Below are 20,554 nucleotides of genomic sequence, written 5' to 3' on the forward strand. Positions count from 1 at the left end.
CCAGGAGCCATCAGTGTCCACTTCGACGACCGAAAAATCAGACATTTCGGAAACCGCGCCGCATTGCCTCGTGGAGAAGCGTGGCCACGTTCTCATCGTGACCATGAATCGCCCCGAGCGTAAGAACGCCATCACCGGCGAGATGATGGCGATCATGGTCGACGCCTGGGATCAGGTCGACAACGACCCCGAAATCCGTGTCGCCATCCTCACCGGTGCGGGCGGCGACTTCTGCGCCGGCGCCGACCTCAAGAACATGTCCGCCAAGCCGCCGGGAGATTCCTTCGCGGGCGGTGGCGTCGACATGTCCAAGATCGAAGGCCTCCTCAAGGGCCGTCGGTTGACCAAGCCACTGATCGCCGCCGTCGAGGGTGCAGCTATCGCCGGCGGAACCGAAATCCTGCAGGGCACCGACATCCGCGTCGCGGGTGAGAGCGCCAAGTTCGGCGTCTCCGAAGCCAAGTGGGGGCTCTTCCCGCTCGGCGGTTCCGCAGTGCGTCTGGTGCGACAGATTCCGTACACGATCGCGGCGGACATCCTGCTCACAGGTCGTCACATCAAGGCTCCGGAGGCCAAGGAGATCGGGCTCATCGGCCACGTGGTCCCGGACGGCCAGGCCCTCGACAAGGCGCTGGAGCTCGCGGACCTGATCAGTGCCAACGGCCCCCTCGCCGTGCAGGCGATTCTCAAGACCATCCGCGACACCGAGGGCATGCACGAGGAAGAGGCCTTCCAGATCGACGCACAGCTGGGCATGAAGGTGTTCATGAGCGCCGACGCCAAGGAGGGCCCGCGGGCTTTCGGTGAGAAGCGGGCGCCCCAGTTCAAGGGTGTCTGACCCACCCCTGTCTGAGCCACCCCCGTCTGACCGACCCCCCGCCTGAGCCCCCTTTCCCGTCCGCTCTCGGTCCCACCCACCCCCTTTTCGAGCGAACGTACCTTTCGGCGCCTTCAGTGCGCCGAAAGGCACTTTCGCTCAGCCGGTTTCGTCCAATTTCACCCATCTCGACCTCGCGAACACCTGCGGCCGGGGACGTGACTGCGCCAATCTGTAGTGCGCACGCAGGTCCTCGATCACGCGATCAGGGTCCGTTCGCAGTGCACTGGGCACCGTCGGCAACACGATGATTCCCGCATTCTGCATACGCGTCCGACGCTCCACCGTGCGCTTGTAGTCCGTCGGCGCGGCATGCCATTCCAAGGAGTCGATGTCCCACGCGAAGGCAACCGAATCGATCCATCCGTCCGGAACTGCGATGAAGTCCCCGTTGGCATCCCGGATCTCATGGTTGAACAACATTTCCGGCAGCCCGCTCCGCTGCCACAATTTTCGCGCGTGAACCTCCGGAACCGAGTGGACGTTCGCGTTCACTTCGCGCAACACGACCCGAGGTAGCGCGGAACCCCGACTGCTACCGGCTTCGAGTTCCTTCGCAAGTTCGCGCACCGAGACATCGCCGCGCTGAACAGCCTCAGCGATGAGTGCCCGTGTGGGATCGAGCGCCTTGTACCGCCTCGCAGCGTCGAGTAACGCTCGCGGCAGCGGAGCACAGCGCAGACCGTTCCGAATCTCCGGCTCGGGCAGTCGAACAGTGCGCTCCACCGTGACGAACCCAACCGATTGAACTCGACGGTCGATGGGGATGAGCACCTGCACATCCCCCGAGTGCGTTCGATATCCGTACTCCGACATGGCTGATCGCCCCGTCAGCAGGGAATCGTCACCGCTCAACATGAGCGCAGCGATCGAGCGTTGACGTGGCGTCGGTTGACCGTTTCTGAGCAGAATGACCCCCGGCAATATGCGCTGCCACGGTCCACCTACCCGACACCGGGTGTGCACTGCGGAGTTGGACACGCCCAATCGCGCCAACTCCGCCGTTCGGATCACTCCGCTTCGACTGACGCGGTAAATCGCGTCCAGATCATCGCCCCACGTTCCTCGCCGCATGGTTGCAGCATGACTCGAGCATCAGCGCGGGCCCCGGCGGCGAACTGGGGTTTCGGTGCGCCTGTGGATAACTTTGGGCGAGCGAAAGGTACGTTCAGCGCCTCAGATGCGCTGAACGTGCCGTTCGCTCGAAGAAAAAGGGGGGTACCGCTCGAAAATGGGGGGTGCCCCGCTCAACCACCCACCGCGGCCGCGAGCTCTCGCACATGGTCGGCGTCGCGGCAGGTCACCAGCAGCATCGTGACTCCGGCTTCCTCCCAACGCTTCACGTCTGCGCGCACCTCGTCGACGTTGCCGATGATCATGGTCTCGGTGACCATCTCGTCGGGGACGACGGCAGCAGCTTCGTCCTTGCGGCCCGACATGAAGAGGCGACCGATCTCGTCGACCTCCTTCTCGTAGCCCATCCGCTTGTAGACCTGCGCGTGAAAGTTCAACTCCGGGGCGCCCATTCCGCCGACGTAGAGGGCGGTCATCGGCTTGAGAGCGGCGATGGCAGCGGCGCGATCGTCAGTCACGATGACCTGGCACGTGGCGGCCACCTCGAAATCTTCGCGACTACGACGGGCCCCGGCGCGAGCGAAGCCTTCGTCGAGCCACTTGTTGTACATCGGGGCCAGGCGCGGGGTGTAGTAGATCGCCAGCCAGCCGTCGGCGATTTCACCGGCGAGCGCGACGTTCTTCGGCCCTTCGGCGCCGAGCCAGATCGGGATGTCCGCACGCAGCGGGTGCGTAATGGGCTTGAGCGGCTTGCCAAGTCCCGAACTGCCCGGTCCCGCATACGGCAGAGGGTAGTGGGGACCGGGACTGGTGACGGGCGCTTCACGGGCGAGGACCTGGCGCACGATCGAGACGTATTCGCGGGTGCGCGCGAGCGGCTTCTCGAACGGCTGGCCGTACCAACCTTCGACGACCTGCGGTCCGGATACGCCGAGCCCGAGGATCGTTCGCCCACCGTTGAGGTGATCGAGAGTGAGCGCGTGCATGGCACAGCTGGTCGGTGTTCGCGCCGAAATCTGTACGACGGAGGTCCCGAGACGGACGTTCTCGGTGCGCGATCCCCACCAGGCGAGCGGGGTGAAAGCGTCCGAGCCCCACGACTCCGCCGCGAAGACCGCGTCGAATCCGGCGCCTTCCGCGGCCTCGATCAGTTCCGGGGCGTTTGCCGGCGGCTGTGCGCCCCAGTATCCGAGTTGCAACCCAAGCTTCATCGCAGGCCTCCACATTGCCGGTGATCAGAAGTGACTCTTGCCACAATCTCTAGAACCTGTTCTACTCGATCTTGTGACCATCGGAAAGAGCGGGGTGGCCGACAAGCCCCTGAGCGCACCATTGAATCTCCATTTCGACTACACCAGATCGACGGGACCGACCATCGGCGCGTTCGTGACTGCCCTGCGTGATCGCAAGGTGATCGGCGCACGCGGGTCGAACGGTCGTGTCTTCGTGCCGCCACCGGAATTCGATCCGGACACGGCCGAGCCACTGACCGACTTCGTCGGAGTCTCCGACGGCGGAACGGTCGTGAGTTGGACGTGGATGCCCGAACCCATCGAGGGTCAACCCCTGACGAAGCCTTTCGCGTGGGCCCTGATCAAGCTCGACGGCGCGGACACGTCCATGCTCCACGCGGTCGACGTCGACTCCCCCGACGACATCAGCACCGGCCTGCGGGTTCGTGCTCGCTGGGCGTCGGAGCGGATCGGGCAGATCAAGGACATCGAGTGCTTCGAACCAGGTGAGAGCGAAAATGGAATCGCGACAGTCGATTCCAGCGCCGATCCTGTCACCATGATCACGACGCCTGTCGATCTGCACTTCATGCATTCCGCTTCGGCCGAGGAGAGTTTCTACCTCCGCGGTCTCGCAGAAGGCAAGCTCATCGGTGGTCGCAGCGGACCCGAAGACAAGATCTACATCCCACCGCGCGGCGCGAATCCCACCAACGGGAAGCCGACGAGCGAGCAGATCGAACTGCCGGACAAGGGAATTGTCACCACCTTCTGCATCGTCAACGTCCCGTTCCTCGGGCAGCGAATCAAACCGCCCTACGTGGCCGCCTACGTGCTTCTCGACGGGGCTGACATTCCGTTCCTGCACTTGATTCTCGAATGTGATGCCGCGGACGTACGGATGGGCATGCGCGTCGAAGCCAAGTGGAAGCCTCGCGAAGAGTGGGGTTACACCCTCGAGAACATCGAATACTTCCGGCCGACAGGTGAACCCGACGCCGAGTACTCCACCTTCCAACACCACCTGTGAGGCTCCTGAAATGACTTCTGCAGACATCGCAGTCGTGGGCTTTGCTCAGGCACCCCACGTCCGCGAAACCAACGGCACCACCAACGGCGTCGAGATGCTCGTCCCGTGCTTCCAGCAGCTCTACAGCGATCTGGGAATCACCAAGTCAGACATCGGCTTCTGGTGCTCCGGATCTTCCGACTACCTGGCCGGACGAGCGTTCTCCTTCATCTCGGCCATCGACTCCATCGGAGCGGTCCCGCCGATCAACGAATCTCACGTCGAGATGGACGCCGCGTGGGCCTTCTACGAAGCGTGGATCAAGATCTTGACCGGTGAGGTCGAGACCGCGCTGGTGTACGGATTCGGCAAGTCCTCCGCCGGGCACCTGCGCAAGATCCTGTCCATGCAGCTCGATCCGTACCTCGTCACTCCGCTGTGGCCGGACTCCGTCTCGATCGCCGGACTTCAAGCCCGACTCGGACTCGACGCGGGTAAGTGGACGCACGAGGACATGGCGGAGGTTGCCGCTCGTAGCCGTCGTCACGCGCTGAGCAATCCGAAGGCTCAGCTCGCAGGCGAGGTCGACATCGAGGCCCTTCTCGCCAGCCCCTTCCTCGCAGATCCGTTGCGCGCACACGATTGTGCGCCCATCACCGACGGCGCGGCAGCAATCGTCCTGGCCTCGGGTAACCGCGCCCGCGATCTCTGCGAGCGGCCGGCGTGGATCACCGGACTCGAGCATCGCATCGACTCCCCCAACCTGGGTGCACGTGACCTGACCACCTCACCGTCCACTACGTCCGCAGCCAAGGCGGCAACGGGCGGCGAGGTCGGCAACATCGACGTCGCCGAACTGCACGCACCGTTCACTCACCAGGAATTGATCTTGAAGGAAGCGATCGGCCTGACCGACGCCACCACGATCAATCCGTCCGGCGGTCCGCTCAGCGGCAACCCACTGTTCGCCGGTGGTCTGGAACGAATCGGCCACGCCGCCAAGGCAATCTTCGACGGCCAGGCGAATCGCGCTCTGGCCCATGCAACAAGCGGCCCTGTGCTGCAGCAGAACCTGGTAGCAGTCTTGGAGGGACGGAACTGATGGCCGGAACGCCTCAACTCGCGGCCGTGCTCGGCACCGGCCAAACTCACTACGTCGCAAAGCGTCACGATGTCTCGATGGCGGGCTTGGTTCGTGAAGCCATCGACGCCGCGATGCTCGACGCCAACGTCGGCTGGGACGACATCGACGCCGTCGTCATCGGAAAGGCCCCCGACTTGTTCGAGGGTTCGATGATGCCCGAACTCGCCATGTCGGATGCTCTGGGCGCCAACGGAAAGCCGTTGCTGCGTGTTCACACTGCCGGCTCGGTGGGCGGTTCGACGGCTATCGTCGCCTCCAGCCTGGTCAAATCCGGTGTCCACAAGCGGGTTCTGACGGTTTCCTGGGAGAAGCAGTCCGAGTCGAACGCCATGTGGGCGCTGTCCGTACCGGTTCCGTTCAACATGCCCGTCGGCGCCGGTGCCGGTGGATACTTCGCCCCGCACGTCCGTTCGTACATTCGTCGATCGGGCGCACCGGAGCACATCGGCTACCTCGTCGCGGTGAAGGATCGGCTCAACGGCAGCCTCAATCCGTATGCGCACTTGCGGCAGCCGGACATCACTCTCGAATCGGTACAGGCATCTCAGATGCTCTGGGATCCGATCCGATACGACGAGACCTGCCCGTCCTCTGACGGCGCGTGCGCTCTGGTGATCGGCAACGAGGAAGCGGCCGCACAGGTCGAGGCCGAGGGTCGTTCGGTCGCGTGGATCCACGCGACGGCCATGCGCACCGAGCCGACCTTCTATGCCGGACGCGATCAGGTCAATCCGCAAGCCGGCCGTGACGCTGCAGCAGCACTGTGGAAGTCAGCGGGAATCACCGATCCGCTGAACGAGATCGACTGCGCCGAAATCTATGTCCCGTTCTCGTGGTTCGAGCCGATGTGGCTCGAGAACCTCGGCTTCGCGGAGGAAGGCCAGGGCTGGAAGCTGACCGAGGCAGGTGAAACCGCGATCGGCGGCAAGCTCCCGGTCAATGCCTCGGGCGGTGTTCTCTCCTCCAACCCGATCGGCGCCTCGGGCATGATCCGATTTGCCGAGTCGGCGATGCAGGTCATGCACCGCGCCGGCGATCACCAGGTAGCCGACGCGCGCAAGGCTCTCGGCCATGCCTACGGCGGTGGCTCGCAGTACTTCTCGATGTGGGTCGTCGGCTCCGAACGTCCCACCACGTAAGCAGCAGCACACACGCCGATCAGGAAGAGGCCGAAGATGAAGTACACCGTCGGGGTTGCCATGAACCCCTTGGACCAGTTAGCCGGTATCGCCAAAACTGCCGAGGAATGCGGCTTCTCGTCGATCGCTCTCCCCGATTCACTGTTCTTCATGGAAACACAGGCGGCGGATTACCCGTACACCCCGGACGGGTCTCGGATGTGGAATGCCGAGACCCCCTGGGTCGATCCGCTCATCGCCGCGGCTGCAATGGGCGCGGTGACCGAGAAGATCGAGTTCTACACCCAGGTGCTCAAGCTGGGTAGCCGCAATCCCGTCCTGCTCGCGCGGCAGGTCGGTTCGGTGGCGGCATTGACGAACAACCGTTTCGGCTTCGGCGTCGGAATCGGTTGGGCTCCGGAAGAGTTCGAGTGGTGCGGCGCTCCGTACAAGCGTCGGGGCGCACGTGTGGACGAGATGATCGACGTCCTCAAACTGATCCTCGGCGGCGGCATGGTCGAGTATCACGGTGAGTTCTTCGATTTCGATCGCCTGCAGATGAGCCCGGCCCCCACCAAGCCGGTTCCGTTCTACGTCGGCGGCCACACCGAGGTCGCACTCAAGCGTGCTGCGCGAGTCGGCGACGGTTGGACCTCGGCGATGATCAAGTTCGACGACCTGGTGGGTGTGATCGCACGACTACGCGAACTGCGCGCCGAGTACGGCCGCGAGAACGAGCCGTTCGAAATCCAGACGGTGTGCATCGACCGTTTCGGCAAGGACGGTTACGCAGAGCTCGAAGATGCCGGCGTCACGGACATCATTACCGTGCCTTGGGTTTTCGACGGAATCGGATTCGATGCCCCACTGGAGGCAAAGCAGGATTCGATGCGCAAATTCGCCGAGCAGTACATCAACTGAGGAGCCGCGATGACCGACGAACACCCCGCCCGCGTCGCGGGTAACGCTTCGCGCGCCGCAGCGAGTGGCAAGAACAAGGAAGCCTGGCTGGACCTCTTCGCCGAGGACGGTTGGGTGGAAGATCCGGTCGGGCCTTCGGGCTTCGATCCCGAAGGCAAAGGCCATCACGGGCGCGAAGCGATCTCCAAGTTCTACGACATGACGATCGCGAACGCGGACAAGCTCGAATTTCTGATCGACGATTCCCTGGTGTGCGGCAACGAGAACGTCAACATCGGCAAGATCCGAACCACCATCGGCGGCTCGATCATCGACGCCGAGGGCGTGTTCGTCTACCGGGTGAACGACGACGGCAAGATCGCGTCGCTTCGAGCATTCTGGGAAGTGGACCGTGCAATGAAGACGGCACGCAAAGCCTGAGAACCCACAGTACGAGCGCGGCCCCGGTCATCGACCGGGGCCGCGCTCGTCGTATTCGAATCAGCCCGTCGTACTTGCACCGAGAAGCTCGAAATGGTTTCCTGGTTCCCAACGTCGCGTGTCGATGACGGACTGCGTCAGGCATGGAGGCGTCGTACCGCAAGGGGTCACTCATGACCATTTCGTTCAATCACACCATCATCGCCGCAAAAGACCGACAAGAGTCTGCGTGGTTCTTCACTCACATGTTCGGCCTTCCAGGCCCGGTCGAAGCCGGCTACTTTCTCGGCGTTGAACTCGAGCACGGCGTGACGTTGGACTTCGCACAGGTGGAAGAAGGCGCCGAGGTTGCGTCTCAGCACTATGCTTTCCTCGTCTCCGAGGATGACTTCGACGGCATCTACCAGCGGATACAGGCGCTGAAACTGGATCACTGGGCCGATCCGCGCCAGTCGAGTACCGGCTTCAACACCAACGACGGTGGGCGTGGGGTCTACTTCCTCGACCCGTCGGGACATTTCCTGGAAGCCATCACCAAACCGTACGGCGGCTGAATTGGAGATCGAACTACAAACGGCGGCGCCTACGGGAGATGAGGGATCCCGCAGACGCCGCCGCAGTTCCAGGTTGCCAACAAGTGGCTTCCCGGAACGTCTACTGTAGTTCTGCGTGTTCGAGAGCGCAGAGGCAACTCCCGAAAACCTACACAGAACCTACTCGCCGGTTACCAGGTCAGTATATGTCCGGATCAGTGTTTGACCGGGCAGCCCGATGTCTTGTAATCAACCTGAAACTCTTTGATGCCGTTGAGCCAGCCCGAGCGAAGGCGTCGGGGATCCCCGAGCCTGGTGATGTCGGGTAGGTGATCGGCGATCGCATTGAAGATCAGATCGATTTCCAGACGGGCCAAGTTGGCGCCGATGCAGTAGTGCGCACCGGTGCCGCCGAATCCGAGGTGCGGATTGGGGTCACGCATGATGTCGAACTTCGTCGGGTTCTCGAAGACGTCCTCGTCGAAGTTGGCCGACGCGTACATCATCACGACGCGATCGCCCTTCTTGATCTTCTGTCCGCCGAGTTCGGTGTCTTCGAGCGCGGTGCGCTGGAAGGAAGTCACCGGGGTCGCCCAACGAACGATCTCGTCGGCCGCCGTCTTTGGGCGTTCCTTCTTGTACAGCTCCCACTGGTCGGGATTGTCGAGGAAGGCAACCATGCCGTGTGTGATGGCATTGCGAGTGGTCTCGTTACCCGCGACCGCAAGCAGGATCACGAAGAAGCCGAATTCCTCTGGGGAGAGCTCATTTCCGTCGATGTCAGCTTCGATGAGCTTGGTGACGATGTCATCGGCGGGACACTTCTTGCGCTGATCCGCCATCTGGTACGCGTATCCCAGAATCTCCATCGACGCTGCCTGCGGGTCGATGTCGAACTCGGGATCGTCGTACGACGTCATCTGGTTGGACCAGTCGAAGAGCTTCATTCGATCTTCCTGCGGCACACCGAGAAGCTCGGCGATTGCCTGCAGCGGAAGTTCGGACGCGACCTGAACCACGAAGTCACCGGCACCGCCGGCAGCCGCGGTCGTGACGATCTTTTCGGCACGCTCGGTCAGTTCCTCGCGCAGGCTGTTGATGGCGCGCGGGGTGAATCCACGAGATACCAGCTTGCGCAGCTTGGTGTGCTCCGGAGCGTCCTTGTTGATGAGAATGAATCGCTGCATCTCGACGTTCTCACGCGGGATGTCGTCGGCGAAGCGAGGAATCGCAGTGTTCTCGTGGGTCGAGAAGATGTCGCTTCGCTGCGAAACTTCCTTGACCTCTTCATGACGGGTGACCACCCAGAAGCCCTCGTCCTGGAATCCACCGATTTCCGGGGGCTGCGGATTCCACCACACGGGGGCCGTCTTCCGGAGTTCGGCGAACTCCTCGAACGGCATGCGTTCCGCGTAGATGTCGGGGTCCGTGAAGTCGATTCCCTCGGGGAATGCGGGCTGTGCCACTGATGTCTCCTGCCCTAAGCCTTTTCATCACAGGGGTGATGGGGATCCGTGATGTGTAACACGTTCTACTCTCATTGAAACACAAGCCTGCTTACTAGGAAAGGAAACGTCGGCAGGTCTTGCTTCCCGCAGAGAACCTGTTCTACTTTTTCATTACAAGGAAAGGAGCCCGCTGTGGGCACACCAGTAATCGTCGAGGCTGTCCGTACACCGATCGGCAAGCGCGGAGGTTGGCTCGCCGGTCTGCACGCCGCCGAGATCCTCGGAGCTGCACAAAAGGGAGTTCTCGACCGGTCGGGAATCGACCCGTTGCTGATCGAGCAGGTGATCGGCGGCTGCGTCACCCAGGCCGGCGCTCAGTCCAACAACATCACGCGCACGGCCTGGCTGCACGCCGGACTTCCGTGGCAGACCGGCGCAACCACCGTGGACTGCCAGTGCGGTTCGGCCCAGCAGGCGAACCATCTGATCGCCGGTCTGATCGCCACCGGCGCCATCGACGCCGGTATCGCCTGCGGCATCGAAGCCATGAGCCAGGTTCCCCTCGGCGCCAACGTCGGCGATCAGGCCGGGCCGCGCCGACCCGCGACGTGGGACATCGACATGCCCAACCAATTCGAAGCTGCAGAACGCATCGCGCGTCGACGCGGACTGACCCGCGACGACGTCGAAGCCCTCGGCGTCCGCTCGCAGGCGCTGGCCAAGCAGGCTTGGGAGGAAGGACGTTTCGACCGCGAGGTTCTCGAACTCTCGGCACCCCAGGTCGACAAGGAAGGAAACCTCACGGGCGAGACCAAGGTCGTCAATCGCGATCAGGGCCTGCGCGATACGACGGCGGAGTCCCTTGCCCGACTGAAGCCCGTCCTCGAAGGCGGGATTCACACGGCCGGAACGTCTTCCCAGATCTCCGACGGCGCGGCCGCAGTCCTGCTCATGGACGAGGACAAGGCTCGCGCGCTCGGATTGAAGCCGCGAGCCCGCATCATCGCCCAGGCACTGGTCGGCTCGGAACCGGAATTCCACCTCGACGGACCGGTGCAGGCAACCAGCCGTGTCCTGGAGAAGAGCGGAATGAAGATCGGCGATCTCGATCTGTTCGAGATCAACGAAGCATTCGCATCCGTCGCACTGTCCTGGGCTCAGGTTCACGAACCTGACTTCGACAACGTCAATGTCAACGGCGGCGCGCTCGCTCTCGGCCATCCGGTCGGCAGCACGGGATCTCGCCTGATCACCACCGCACTGCACGAACTCGAGCGTCGCAACGGCTCGACGGCTCTGATCACGATGTGCGCCGGCGGCGCACTGGCCACCGGAACCATCATCGAGCGTATCTGAGATGACTACTCCCCCAGCCAAACCCAAGGGACTCGACGCTCCGGCGACGGTCAAGATCATCAAGTGGATGTCGAAGGCGAACGTCGCGATGTATCGCGCCACCGACGGGCGGCTGGGTAGCAAGTGGCGGGTCGGCAGCGCGTTCCCTCGCGGGCTGCCGATCTGCCTGCTGACCACCACCGGTCGCAAATCCGGCGAGGAGCGGATCAGTCCGTTGCTGTTCCTCGAGGACGGCGAGAACGTGATTCTGGTGGCGTCGCAAGGTGGTCTTCCGAAGAACCCGATGTGGTACCTCAACATCAAGGCAGACCCGGTGGTGACGGTGCAGATCAAGTCTCGGATCCGCTCGATGAAAGCCCGCGTCGCGGCCGAGGACGAGCGTGCTCGGCTGTGGCCGAAATTGACGGCGATGTATCCGGATTTCGACAACTATCAGGCCTGGACCGACCGGGTCATTCCCGTCATCGTGTGCGAGTCACTGAAGAGTTAAACGAACTGTTTACAACAAAACGTTTACATCGACCCGGGTTCGTGCCACCCTGGGTTCATGACCGATGACCAGTTCAGACCGATCGATTCCGGCCGCGAACGCGCACATCGCGAGTACGCCGGACTCTTTCGAATCAGCGAGCGCCACGGCGCGACCCCAAGCCAGCGCGCGCGGCAATCTCATCCGGAGATGCTCGAGCCCTACGGCGCGGTGCGCGTCGTGGCTCGTCTTGCGGGCGGAACCGACATACCTGAGCCGAACGAACCCGAGGTCGACGATGCCGACGTCATGGCTGCGTTGACTCTGATCCCCAAGGCCCGAGCCGAAATGGAACAGCTGGAAGCACTGTTCCTCGGGATTGCCCGCGAACGGGGCATGACCTGGCAGGACATCGCTTTCGGGCTGGGACTCGGAAGCACTCAAGCCGCCCGCCAGCGCTACGAACGGCTCGTTCGCCGCACCGGAGGCTGAACGCGTGCCATAACCGGCGAGTTGGAGCACTATTGACTCGTACGGTCCGCACGGCGTTTCGACAGAGCCTCGAACACAGCAAGGAGTCGCATATATGACGACGCATATTCAAGATCAAATCCTGGACCGACGCGAGATCACCTCAGCCCTCGTGCGTGCGCTGGAGCGTCGCCACGAGGTGCTGGACGCAGTGGTCGACAGCAAGGACCACCAGGAGGCACTGACCACCGTCGCGGAACTCCTCGGCACGTCGGAAGCAAATGCCGAAGCAGTTCTGAGCCTCAAGTTCAGCGCACTGACCAAGGCAGCGCGCGATCGCATCCAGGGCGAGCTGGAGAATCTCGACGCCACTCTCGAATGGACGACGCTCGATCGTCCCGCGAGCAGCGGGCAGAACTTCACCCTGCGTCCGTTCAGCGACAGCGCAGAAGACAAGGCACTGTTCACGATTCGCTCGGCCGAGCAGCTCGGCGAAGACGGCAAGCCGTGGAGCGAGGATCGGATCGAAGCCGAGCGCGTCGGCGGTCTCGGTCGGATCGACGACGAGAGCGCTGCCTGGTTCGTCGCCGAGGACGTCTCCGGTGACGGCCCGAAGAGCGTCGGCCTGGTATTCGGCGAACTCGACGGCCAAGAGGTGAACGTGGCGATCTGGATCGCGCCGGAATCTCGCAAGAAGGGCTACGGCACCGCCTGCGTGAAGCATTCGCGGCGCGAACTCGCAGCTGAGTTCCCCGGCACCGTCTTGGTGGTTCGGGCGCCCGCGTAGGCGGCACGCCGCCTGTGAGTGGTTGAGGAGTTCCTGCACTCCTTAACCACTCACAGGGCCGGAGGCCCTACGCCCCGTACACCGGCGTCGGAATCTCCGCCTTCTCCAACAGCGTTGCCACGACGGGCCCGATCTCCTTCGGGTCCCAGCGATCTCCCTTGTCCTCGCTCGGGCCGTGACGCCAGCCCTCCGCGACGGTGATCTTTCCGCCCTCTACCTCGAACACCCGGCCCGTGACGTCCTTGGACTCGGCGCTACCGAGCCAGACGACCAGCGGCGAGATGTTCTCGGGAGCCATGGCGTCGAAGCCCTCTTCCGGAGCTGCCATCGCTTCTGCCATCGCCCCGCCCGCGCCGACAGTCATGCGTGTGCGCGCAGCAGGCGCGATCGCGTTGACACTGACTCCGTAATTCTTGAGCTCGGCGGCGGCCTGGATGGTCATCTCGGCGATGCCGGCCTTGGCCGCGGCGTAGTTGCCCTGGCCGATCGAACCCTGCAGTCCTGCACCCGAACTGGTGTTGATGATGCGTGCGTCGACGGTCTTGCCTGCCTTGGCCTCGGCGCGCCAGTAGGCAGCTGCGTGACGGAGCGGCGCGAAGTGCCCCTTGAGGTGCACGCGGATCACCGCGTCCCACTCGCCCTCGCTCATACCGACCAGCATGCGGTCCCGCAGGAAGCCTGCGTTGTTCACGAGTACGTCCAGGCCACCGAAGGTGTCGATCGCGGTCTTGATCAGATTCTCGGCGCCCGCCCAGTCGGCGACGTCGTCTCCGTTGACCACTGCTTGGCCACCGGCGGCGATGATCTCCGCGACAACCTGCTCGGCCGGACTCTCACCGGTCGCGGAACCGTCGGCACCCGCACCGATGTCGTTGACGACAACCTTGGCGCCCTCGGCAGCAAATGCCAATGCATGCGCACGTCCGATACCGCGGCCAGCCCCGGTGATGATGACTACGCGTCCGTCGACCAATCCACTCATATTTATCTCCTAATGCACTCTGCTCGGGCTTGTCGGCTCCGCTTGTGTGCTAACTTACCAAGCAATCGCTTGGTTTGGTACACAGACGTAAGGAATCCCGATATGGGCATCAGCACCTCCTCCGACGGAACCGGCATCACCACGGTCACCATCGACTACGCGCCGGTCAATGCAATCCCGTCCAAGGGATGGTTCGAGCTTGCCGACGCCATCCTCGACGCGGGCAAGGATCTCAACACTCACGTGGTGATCCTGCGAGCCGAGGGACGCGGATTCAACGCCGGCGTCGACATCAAGGAGATGCAGGCCACCGAGGGATTCGACGCGCTGGTCGCCGCCAACCGCGGTTGCGCCGCGGCCTTCGCGGCCGTCTACGACTGTGCTGTACCCGTCGTCGTGGCCGTCAACGGATTCTGTGTCGGCGGCGGCATCGGACTCGTCGGCAACGCGGACGTGATCGTCGCTTCCGACGACGCGATCTTCTCCCTCCCCGAGGTCGACCGCGGCGCACTCGGCGCTGCCACACACCTCTCGAGGCTGGTGCCACAGCACATGATGCGCACGCTCTACTACACCGCACAGAGCGTCGACGCACACACACTCAAGCAGTTCGGCAGCGTCTACGACGTGGTCCCGCGCGAGAAGCTCGACGAGTGCGCTCGCGAGATCGCCGCGAAGATCGCCGCCAAGGACACCCGCATCATCCGGTGCGCCAAGGAAGCCATCAACGGCATCGACCCGGTGGACGTCAAGGGCAGCTACCGCCTCGAGCAGGGCTACACCTTCGAACTCAACCTCCTCGGCGTGTCCGACGAACACCGCGACGAGTTCGTCGCCACCGGCAAGCCGCGCGAGAACGCAACCCAGAAGGAAGGCTGAGACAAACATGGCTAGCAAGCGTGACAAGACGAAGTCGCTCGACGAGGTAGTCGGCGAACTCCGCAGCGGAATGACGATCGGCTTGGGCGGCTGGGGATCTCGCCGCAAGCCGATGGCCTTCGTGCGTGCGATTCTGCGTTCGGACGTCAAAGACCTGACCGTGGTCACCTACGGCGGACCGGATCTCGGACTGCTGTGCTCGGCCGGCAAGGTCAAGAAGGCATACTACGGTTTCGTGTCCCTCGACTCCGCGCCGTTCTACGACCCGTGGTTTGCCAAGGCACGCACCGCCGGTGAGATCGAAGTCCGCGAGATGGACGAGGGCATGGTCAAGTGTGGCCTCGAAGCAGCTGCCGCTCGCCTTCCCTTCCTCCCGATCCGCGCCGGCCTGGGTTCGGATGTCCGCAACTTCTGGGGCGACGAACTCAAGACCGTCACCTCCCCGTACCCCGAGGCCGACGGCCGCTCCGAGACCTTGATCGCGATGCCTGCGCTCAACCTCGATGCGTCGTTCGTTCATCTCAATCTCGGTGACAAGCACGGCAATGCCGCGTACAACGGCGTCGACCCGTACTTCGACGACCTGTACTGCATGGCCGCCGAAAAGCGATACGTCTCCGTCGAACGCATTGTCGAGACCGAGGAACTGGTCAAATCCGTTCCACTGCAGAACCTTCTGCTCAACCGCATGATGGTTGACGCCGTCGTCGAGGCACCCAATGGTGCGCACTTCACGTTGGCCGGCGAAAGCTACGGCCGCGACGAGAAGTTCCAGCGTCACTACGCCGAGTCCGCCAAGACCCCCGAGTCGTGGCAGGCGTTCGTCGACACCTTCCTCTCCGGCAGCGAAGAGGACTACCAAGCCGCAGTAAAGAAGTTTGCCGATTCATCAAAGGCAGGGGAGCAGGCAAAATGAGCGAATCCACCGTCACCCGCGCAGAGTACGTTGTTCTCGCTTGCGCTGAAATCTTCTCCGGTGCAGGCGAAATCATGGCCAGCCCGATGTCGACGTCGTCCACCATCGGCGCTCGCCTGGCTCGACTCACCACCGAACCCGACCTGCTGATCACCGATGGTGAAGCCCTCATTCTCGAGGACACTCCGGCCGTCGGAACAAAGGGCCCCGTCGAAGGATGGATGCCTTTCCGCAAGGTGTTCGACGTCGTCGCTTCCGGCCGCCGTCACGTAGTCATGGGCGCCAATCAGCTCGATCGCCACGGCAACCAGAACCTCTCCGCCTTCGGCCCGCTTCAGCAGCCGACGCGTCAGATGTTCGGTGTGCGCGGCGCCCCGGGTAACACCATCAACCACGCGACGAGCTACTTCGTCCCCAAGCACTCCAAGCGAGTGTTCGTCGACAAGGTCGACGTGGTGTGCGGTGTCGGCTACGACCAGATCGATCCCGAGAATCCGGCTTACAAGTACCTGAACATCCCCCGCGTCGTCACCAACCTCGGTGTCTTCGACTTCGGCGGACCAGGAAACACCTTCCGCGCGTTGAGCCTTCACCCCGGCGTCACCGCCGAAGAGGTAGCCGAGAACACCTCGTTCGAGGTTGCCGGACTCGCCGAGGCCGGTATCACCCGTGACCCCACCGTCGAAGAACTTCACCTCATCCGCGAAACCCTCGATCCGCGCAACCTCCGGGACCGTGAGGTCTCGGCATGACCCCCACCCTGAAGACCGCGCTGACCGAACTGGTCGGTGTCGAGTACCCGATCGTGCAGACGGGTATGGGCTGGGTTTCCGGTCCCGCTCTCACGTCGGCAACGGCTAACGCCGGTGGTCTCGGCATCCTGGCTTCGGCCACGATGACGTACGACGAGCTCGAGCACGCGATCAAGAAGACGAAGCAGCTCACGGACAAGCCGTTCGGCGTCAACATGCGTGCCGACGCCACTGACGCCCCGCAACGCGCGGATCTGCTGATCCGTGAAGGCGTCAAGGTCGCGTCGTTTGCGTTGGCTCCCAAGAAGGAACTGATCGCCAAGCTCAAGGACCACGGCATCGTCGTCGTGCCCTCGATCGGTGCCGCGAAGCACGCGGTCAAGGTTGCATCCTGGGGCGCGGACGCCGTCATCGTCCAGGGCGGCGAAGGTGGTGGCCATACCGGCGGTGTGGCCACGACATTGCTTCTCCCCTCGGTTCTCGACGCGGTCGATATTCCGGTCATCGCCGGTGGCGGATTCTTCGACGGCCGCGGGCTGGCTGCCGCACTGGCGTACGGCGCTGCCGGTGTCGCGATGGGAACGCGATTCCTTCTCACCAGCGACTCTTCGGTGCCCGATTCCGTCAAACAGGAGTATCTCAAGCGCGGACTGACGGATACGACTGTCTCCCGCAAGGTCGACGGCATGCCTCATCGTGTGCTCAACACCGACCTGGTCAACAGCCTCGAAGGTTCCAGCTATGCAACCGGTTTGATCGCCGCGGCCAAGAATGCCACGAAGTTCAAGGCCATGACGGGCATGAAGTGGTCGACCCTCGCCAAGGACGGTCTCGCGATGAAGCGGTCGGGTGACCGCACGCTGATGCAGATCATCATGGCAGCCAACACCCCGATGTTGCTCAAGGCCGGACTGGTCGAGGGCAACACGGAAGCCGGTGTTCTTGCTTCGGGTCAGGTTGTCGGCATGATCAACGATCTGCCCAGCTGCAAGGAACTGATCGAAAGCATCATGGAAGGTGCCGCGGGGCGTATCGACGCGCTTGCGGCTCTTCGCTGACACAGCTCTATCCGAGTGCGTCTCCCCCACTGCGCTTTACGCGTAGTGGGGGGAGGCGCACTATTTGCGTTTGTCGGACTATCCCGTCTTCTCCTGCTCGAACCCGTCGATCATTCCGAAATACTGCGAGATCGCTGCTGCCGCCATCTGTACGGGAGCGGCGTTCCTCTTGTCTATCGTGCCGCGAATCAAGGGCCCACAAATCGAGAGACCTACTGGCATGTGGTCGAGCACCCCGATTCGCGCGCCGATACAGCCCATCCCGGAATTGCAGATTCCGAACGCAACTGCGTGTTGGCGAACGCCATTGGCATTGTGCGACGATGCCACCGATCTGTTGCCGGCGCTCAACAGTGACTTCCCGATGGTCGACGCTTGCGCTGGGATACGTGAGCCGACGCGAGTCTGAAGGTCGGGGACCATCAGGCTCCCGATCTTCTGGATATAGCGCACATGGTTTCCTTCCAACACCCCGAGGTGCACGGCGTGTCCAGTCACGAAATGTAATTGCTGAAGTAGGGGCGTAACCACTCGATCCACTTTGTTTCGATACAGCGAGAGCGCGCCCAGATCTCCTAGCTTGTCGCCTATCTCGTACTCGAGTCCTTCGCGGCGTAGCCAGTTCATCCTCACGAGTTTCAGTAGCATCCGGTGCACGGACGATCGCGGAATCCCGGTTCGGCGCGCCACCTCCCCCAATGTCAGCCGAGGCGCGTCACGAAAGCAGTCCACCACCACCGACAGTCTGTCGAGAGTTGACATGGGGATGGACTCTTCGGTGATCGGTCCGACCAACATCGATGTCTCCGTTCCGGTGGCCCGCCGCTTCGGCAGCCAACATTCGTTCCGCCCATCTGAGCTTCCGTGGACACACGACGCCAGTACGTTTCCCACGCAGCGGGAGATGCATCTGCATGGGCTCTCACCAGCACCTATACCGATGATCGGTCATGTTCGTTGAGCCCGAATCCATCCCTCGTCACAGTGATGACCGGAGCCCATCAGATCATGCGGCGCCGAGCAGAACGCTTCAAAATCAGGAGGACACATGAATGCTTCATCCCCGTCGACAGGCGTGATCATCACCGGCGGCGCATCCGGAATCGGATTGGCCTCCGCCCGCGCGCTCGCGGCGATCCGACGACCAGTCGCTCTCTGGGATATCGACGAGGCAAAAGCGGTCGATCAGGCAGCAGTGATCTCCTCCGAATTCGGCATCGACGCCATCGGAGTGGGAATCGATCTCACGAGAGCGGACGACTACGCGGCCGCATTGGCCACAACCCGTTCCTCACTTCCCTCCATCGGCGGACTTGTTCACTCCGCCGGGGTCGTCGATATCGGATCCCTCGAAGGAGTGACGCTCGACGTGTGGGAGACGGGTATCAACACCCATCTACGTCCGCTCATCCTGTTGGTTCAACAGTTGATGCCTGATTTCACGGCCAATCCCGGTTCGGCAATAGTCGGAATCGCTTCGATCAACGCAACTTTGGGCAATGCAATCAACCCTGTCTACTCCGCTGCAAAGGGTGGGATGTTGTCGATGGTCCGATCGCTGGCGGACCGACTGGGCCCGGACGGCATTCGGATCAACTGCGTCTCTCCCGGACAGATTCTGACCCCTCTGCTTCAGCCGACCGTAGACGCATTGGGTGACGGGGCATTCGAACGACGCATCCTCCTCGGCAGGCTCGGTCGCCCGGAGGAAATCGCACACGCTGTCCGCTTCCTGCTGTCCGACGAAGCAAGTTACATCACCGCAACGGAATTGGTTGTCGACGGCGGCAACATCTCGTCGCAACGTATGTGACTTGCCCAGAGATTTACACCCCTTCGACTGTCGTACAACGTCGCTCGGTCCAGCCCACCGGGTGCACTCACGAAAGGAAGAACATGACAATTGCGGATGTCAATGAATCGGAAGAGGTTCGCATCATCGACCAGGGAGAACCTCCCACTCGATTTGCCCGCGGATGGCACTGCCTCGGCCTCGCCAAGGACTACAGCGACGGGAACCCGCATCCCGTCAAAGCTTTCGGTACCAAACTGGTCGTCTTCTCCGACTCGCATGGCGAACTGAGGATCCTCGACGCGTACTGCCGTCACATGGGCGGCGACCTGAGTCAGGGCACGGTCAAGGGCGATTCGATCGCGTGCCCCTTCCACGACTGGAGGTGGGGAGGCAACGGTAAGTGCACCGCGATTCCCTATGCTCGACGTGTCCCCCCGCTTGCCAAGACCCGCGCTTGGACTGCGCTCGAACAAGACGGGCTGCTCTTCGTCTGGCACGATCCCGAAGGCAATCCGCCTCCTGCCGAAGTCGCCATACCGATCATCAAGTCTGCGGAGCACGAGTGGACCGATTGGGTCTGGAAGTCGATAGTCATCGATACGAACTGCCGAGAAATCGTCGACAACGTCGTTGACATGGCGCACTTCTTCTACGTGCACTTCTCGTTCCCCACCTATTTCAAGAACGTCTTCGAAGGACACGTCGCCATCCAGGAGCAGAGCGGCATCAACCGCGACGACATCGTGACCTGGACCGACCCCGACGTACCGAAGTTGGTATCGAATCTTTCGACAGCGGCCTACCACGGACCGTCGTTCATGATCGACGACTTGCGCTACGTCTACGAGAACTTCACGACCGATTCGGTGCTGATCAACTGCCACTACCCGGTGAGCCCGAACAAATTCGTACTCATGTACGGCATTACCGTCCAGAAGTCCGCAGAGATGCCCGCCGAGTTCGCCGATCAACTTGTCGACGCAATGATCGGGTACATCGGCGTCGGATTCGAACAGGACATCGAGATCTGGAAGAACAAGACCCGTATCGACAATCCACTGCTCTGCACCGAGGACGGCCCGGTCTACCAACTACGCCGTTGGTACGAACAGTTCTACGTGGACGTCGCCGACATCACCCCGGACATGGTCGACCGTTTCGAATTCGAGATGGACACAAGCAAACCCATCGAAGTGTGGAAGCAGGAAGTCGCTGACAACATCGCACGCAGGGCCGCCGCAGGAGTAGGGCAATGACCATGGAACCGCTGGACTGCGAGCGGTGCGGAACATACGTCCTCGTGGAGAAGAACA

Annotated in this window: 22 protein-coding genes; 17 read left to right on the forward strand and 5 right to left on the reverse strand. The window is 62.5% G+C overall.

Translation table 11 applies throughout. From position 1 onward, the window contains the following. Window positions 1-13: 13 nt before the first annotated feature. A complete protein-coding gene (locus PCS43_RS04930; protein ID WP_007734275.1) occupies window positions 14-838 on the forward strand; it encodes a crotonase/enoyl-CoA hydratase family protein in 825 nt (274 codons plus the stop codon). Window positions 839-976: 138 nt separating this feature from the next. On the opposite strand, the gene PCS43_RS04935 is transcribed toward PCS43_RS04930, so the two are convergent. Then, a complete protein-coding gene (locus tag PCS43_RS04935; RefSeq protein WP_042920440.1) occupies window positions 977-1,951 on the reverse strand; it encodes a hypothetical protein in 975 nt (324 codons plus the stop codon). A gap of 173 nt (window positions 1,952-2,124) precedes the next feature. Beyond that, window positions 2,125-3,162, reverse strand: coding sequence for an LLM class F420-dependent oxidoreductase (locus PCS43_RS04940; protein WP_019746980.1), 1,038 nt, complete (start codon window positions 3,160-3,162; stop codon window positions 2,125-2,127). 73 nt (window positions 3,163-3,235) lie between these two features. Between PCS43_RS04940 and PCS43_RS04945 the strand changes: the two genes are divergently transcribed. From PCS43_RS04945 to PCS43_RS04970, 6 genes are all read left to right on the forward strand, one after another. After that, complete coding sequence (locus PCS43_RS04945; protein WP_019746979.1) at window positions 3,236-4,213, forward strand: Zn-ribbon domain-containing OB-fold protein; 978 nt, start codon at window positions 3,236-3,238, stop codon at window positions 4,211-4,213. 10 nt (window positions 4,214-4,223) lie between these two features. Beyond that, window positions 4,224-5,294 (forward strand): thiolase domain-containing protein, encoded by a 1,071-nt coding sequence (locus PCS43_RS04950; RefSeq protein ID WP_007734273.1) that lies wholly within the window; start codon window positions 4,224-4,226, stop codon window positions 5,292-5,294. Further along, the gene (locus PCS43_RS04955; protein ID WP_007734272.1) at window positions 5,294-6,475 is read left to right on the forward strand and encodes a thiolase domain-containing protein; all 1,182 of its coding nucleotides are present in this window, start codon (window positions 5,294-5,296) and stop codon (window positions 6,473-6,475) included. The genes PCS43_RS04950 and PCS43_RS04955 overlap by 1 nt, the downstream gene beginning before the upstream one ends. Window positions 6,476-6,511: 36 nt before the next feature. Then, the gene (locus PCS43_RS04960; RefSeq protein ID WP_019746978.1) at window positions 6,512-7,375 is read left to right on the forward strand and encodes a TIGR03619 family F420-dependent LLM class oxidoreductase; all 864 of its coding nucleotides are present in this window, start codon (window positions 6,512-6,514) and stop codon (window positions 7,373-7,375) included. Between the two features lie 9 nt (window positions 7,376-7,384). Beyond that, window positions 7,385-7,795 (forward strand): nuclear transport factor 2 family protein, encoded by a 411-nt coding sequence (locus PCS43_RS04965; RefSeq protein WP_007734269.1) that lies wholly within the window; start codon window positions 7,385-7,387, stop codon window positions 7,793-7,795. 173 nt (window positions 7,796-7,968) lie between these two features. Then, a complete protein-coding gene (locus tag PCS43_RS04970) occupies window positions 7,969-8,349 on the forward strand; it encodes a VOC family protein (RefSeq protein ID WP_020906296.1) in 381 nt (126 codons plus the stop codon). 194 nt (window positions 8,350-8,543) lie between these two features. Here PCS43_RS04970 and PCS43_RS04975 read toward each other — a convergent pair whose 3' ends face one another. Further along, on the reverse strand, window positions 8,544-9,794 hold the full coding sequence (locus PCS43_RS04975) for a cytochrome P450 (RefSeq protein WP_007734267.1): 1,251 nt from the start codon (window positions 9,792-9,794) through the stop codon (window positions 8,544-8,546). A 174-nt stretch (window positions 9,795-9,968) separates the two neighbouring features. On the opposite strand from PCS43_RS04975, the gene PCS43_RS04980 reads away from it, so the two are divergent. The 4 genes from PCS43_RS04980 (at window position 9,969) to PCS43_RS04995 (ending at window position 12,859) form a co-directional block, all read left to right on the forward strand. Then, entirely contained in the window at window positions 9,969-11,132 is a 1,164-nt protein-coding gene (locus tag PCS43_RS04980; RefSeq protein ID WP_003945509.1) for a steroid 3-ketoacyl-CoA thiolase, read from the forward strand. 1 nt (window position 11,133) lies between these two features. After that, window positions 11,134-11,622 (forward strand): nitroreductase family deazaflavin-dependent oxidoreductase, encoded by a 489-nt coding sequence (locus tag PCS43_RS04985; protein ID WP_209911395.1) that lies wholly within the window; start codon window positions 11,134-11,136, stop codon window positions 11,620-11,622. 57 nt (window positions 11,623-11,679) lie between these two features. Beyond that, on the forward strand, window positions 11,680-12,093 hold the full coding sequence (locus tag PCS43_RS04990) for a hypothetical protein (RefSeq protein ID WP_042449485.1): 414 nt from the start codon (window positions 11,680-11,682) through the stop codon (window positions 12,091-12,093). A gap of 94 nt (window positions 12,094-12,187) precedes the next feature. Then, window positions 12,188-12,859: a GNAT family N-acetyltransferase gene (locus tag PCS43_RS04995; RefSeq protein WP_003945460.1), complete on the forward strand. Its 672-nt coding sequence runs from the start codon at window positions 12,188-12,190 to the stop codon at window positions 12,857-12,859. A gap of 67 nt (window positions 12,860-12,926) precedes the next feature. Here the strand turns inward: PCS43_RS04995 and PCS43_RS05000 are convergent, their stop codons facing one another. Beyond that, window positions 12,927-13,841 (reverse strand): SDR family oxidoreductase, encoded by a 915-nt coding sequence (locus tag PCS43_RS05000; RefSeq protein ID WP_003945561.1) that lies wholly within the window; start codon window positions 13,839-13,841, stop codon window positions 12,927-12,929. Between the two features lie 102 nt (window positions 13,842-13,943). Here PCS43_RS05000 and echA20 point away from each other — a divergent pair, with 102 nt between their 5' ends. Genes echA20 through PCS43_RS05020 form a run of 4 tightly spaced genes read left to right on the forward strand, consistent with a single transcriptional unit; the run spans window position 13,944 to window position 17,446 of the window. Next, a complete protein-coding gene (gene echA20 / locus PCS43_RS05005; RefSeq protein ID WP_003945611.1) occupies window positions 13,944-14,720 on the forward strand; it encodes a (7aS)-7a-methyl-1,5-dioxo-2,3,5,6,7,7a-hexahydro-1H-indene-carboxyl-CoA hydrolase in 777 nt (258 codons plus the stop codon). A 7-nt stretch (window positions 14,721-14,727) separates the two neighbouring features. After that, window positions 14,728-15,636 carry a cholesterol ring-cleaving hydrolase subunit IpdA gene (gene ipdA / locus PCS43_RS05010; protein ID WP_042449482.1) on the forward strand — a complete coding sequence of 303 codons (909 nt, stop codon included), beginning with the start codon at window positions 14,728-14,730 and terminating at the stop codon, window positions 15,634-15,636. Further along, window positions 15,633-16,388: a CoA-transferase subunit beta gene (locus PCS43_RS05015; protein ID WP_042920450.1), complete on the forward strand. Its 756-nt coding sequence runs from the start codon at window positions 15,633-15,635 to the stop codon at window positions 16,386-16,388. The genes ipdA and PCS43_RS05015 overlap by 4 nt, the downstream gene beginning before the upstream one ends. Next, on the forward strand, window positions 16,385-17,446 hold the full coding sequence (locus PCS43_RS05020) for an NAD(P)H-dependent flavin oxidoreductase (protein ID WP_007734249.1): 1,062 nt from the start codon (window positions 16,385-16,387) through the stop codon (window positions 17,444-17,446). The genes PCS43_RS05015 and PCS43_RS05020 overlap by 4 nt, the downstream gene beginning before the upstream one ends. A gap of 78 nt (window positions 17,447-17,524) precedes the next feature. On the opposite strand, the gene PCS43_RS05025 is transcribed toward PCS43_RS05020, so the two are convergent. Beyond that, window positions 17,525-18,244, reverse strand: a complete 720-nt coding sequence (locus tag PCS43_RS05025) for an IclR family transcriptional regulator (RefSeq protein ID WP_116057222.1) — start codon at window positions 18,242-18,244, stop codon at window positions 17,525-17,527. 250 nt (window positions 18,245-18,494) lie between these two features. Here PCS43_RS05025 and PCS43_RS05030 point away from each other — a divergent pair, with 250 nt between their 5' ends. Further along, window positions 18,495-19,259, forward strand: a complete 765-nt coding sequence (locus tag PCS43_RS05030) for an SDR family NAD(P)-dependent oxidoreductase (protein WP_007734247.1) — start codon at window positions 18,495-18,497, stop codon at window positions 19,257-19,259. Between the two features lie 83 nt (window positions 19,260-19,342). Then, the gene (locus tag PCS43_RS05035; RefSeq protein ID WP_209911392.1) at window positions 19,343-20,497 is read left to right on the forward strand and encodes a Rieske 2Fe-2S domain-containing protein; all 1,155 of its coding nucleotides are present in this window, start codon (window positions 19,343-19,345) and stop codon (window positions 20,495-20,497) included. Window positions 20,498-20,554 lie beyond the last annotated feature (57 nt).

This window comes from Rhodococcus sp. C-2, assembly GCF_027854095.1.
GTDB classification, from domain to species: Bacteria; Actinomycetota; Actinomycetes; order Mycobacteriales; family Mycobacteriaceae; genus Rhodococcus_F; species Rhodococcus_F qingshengii.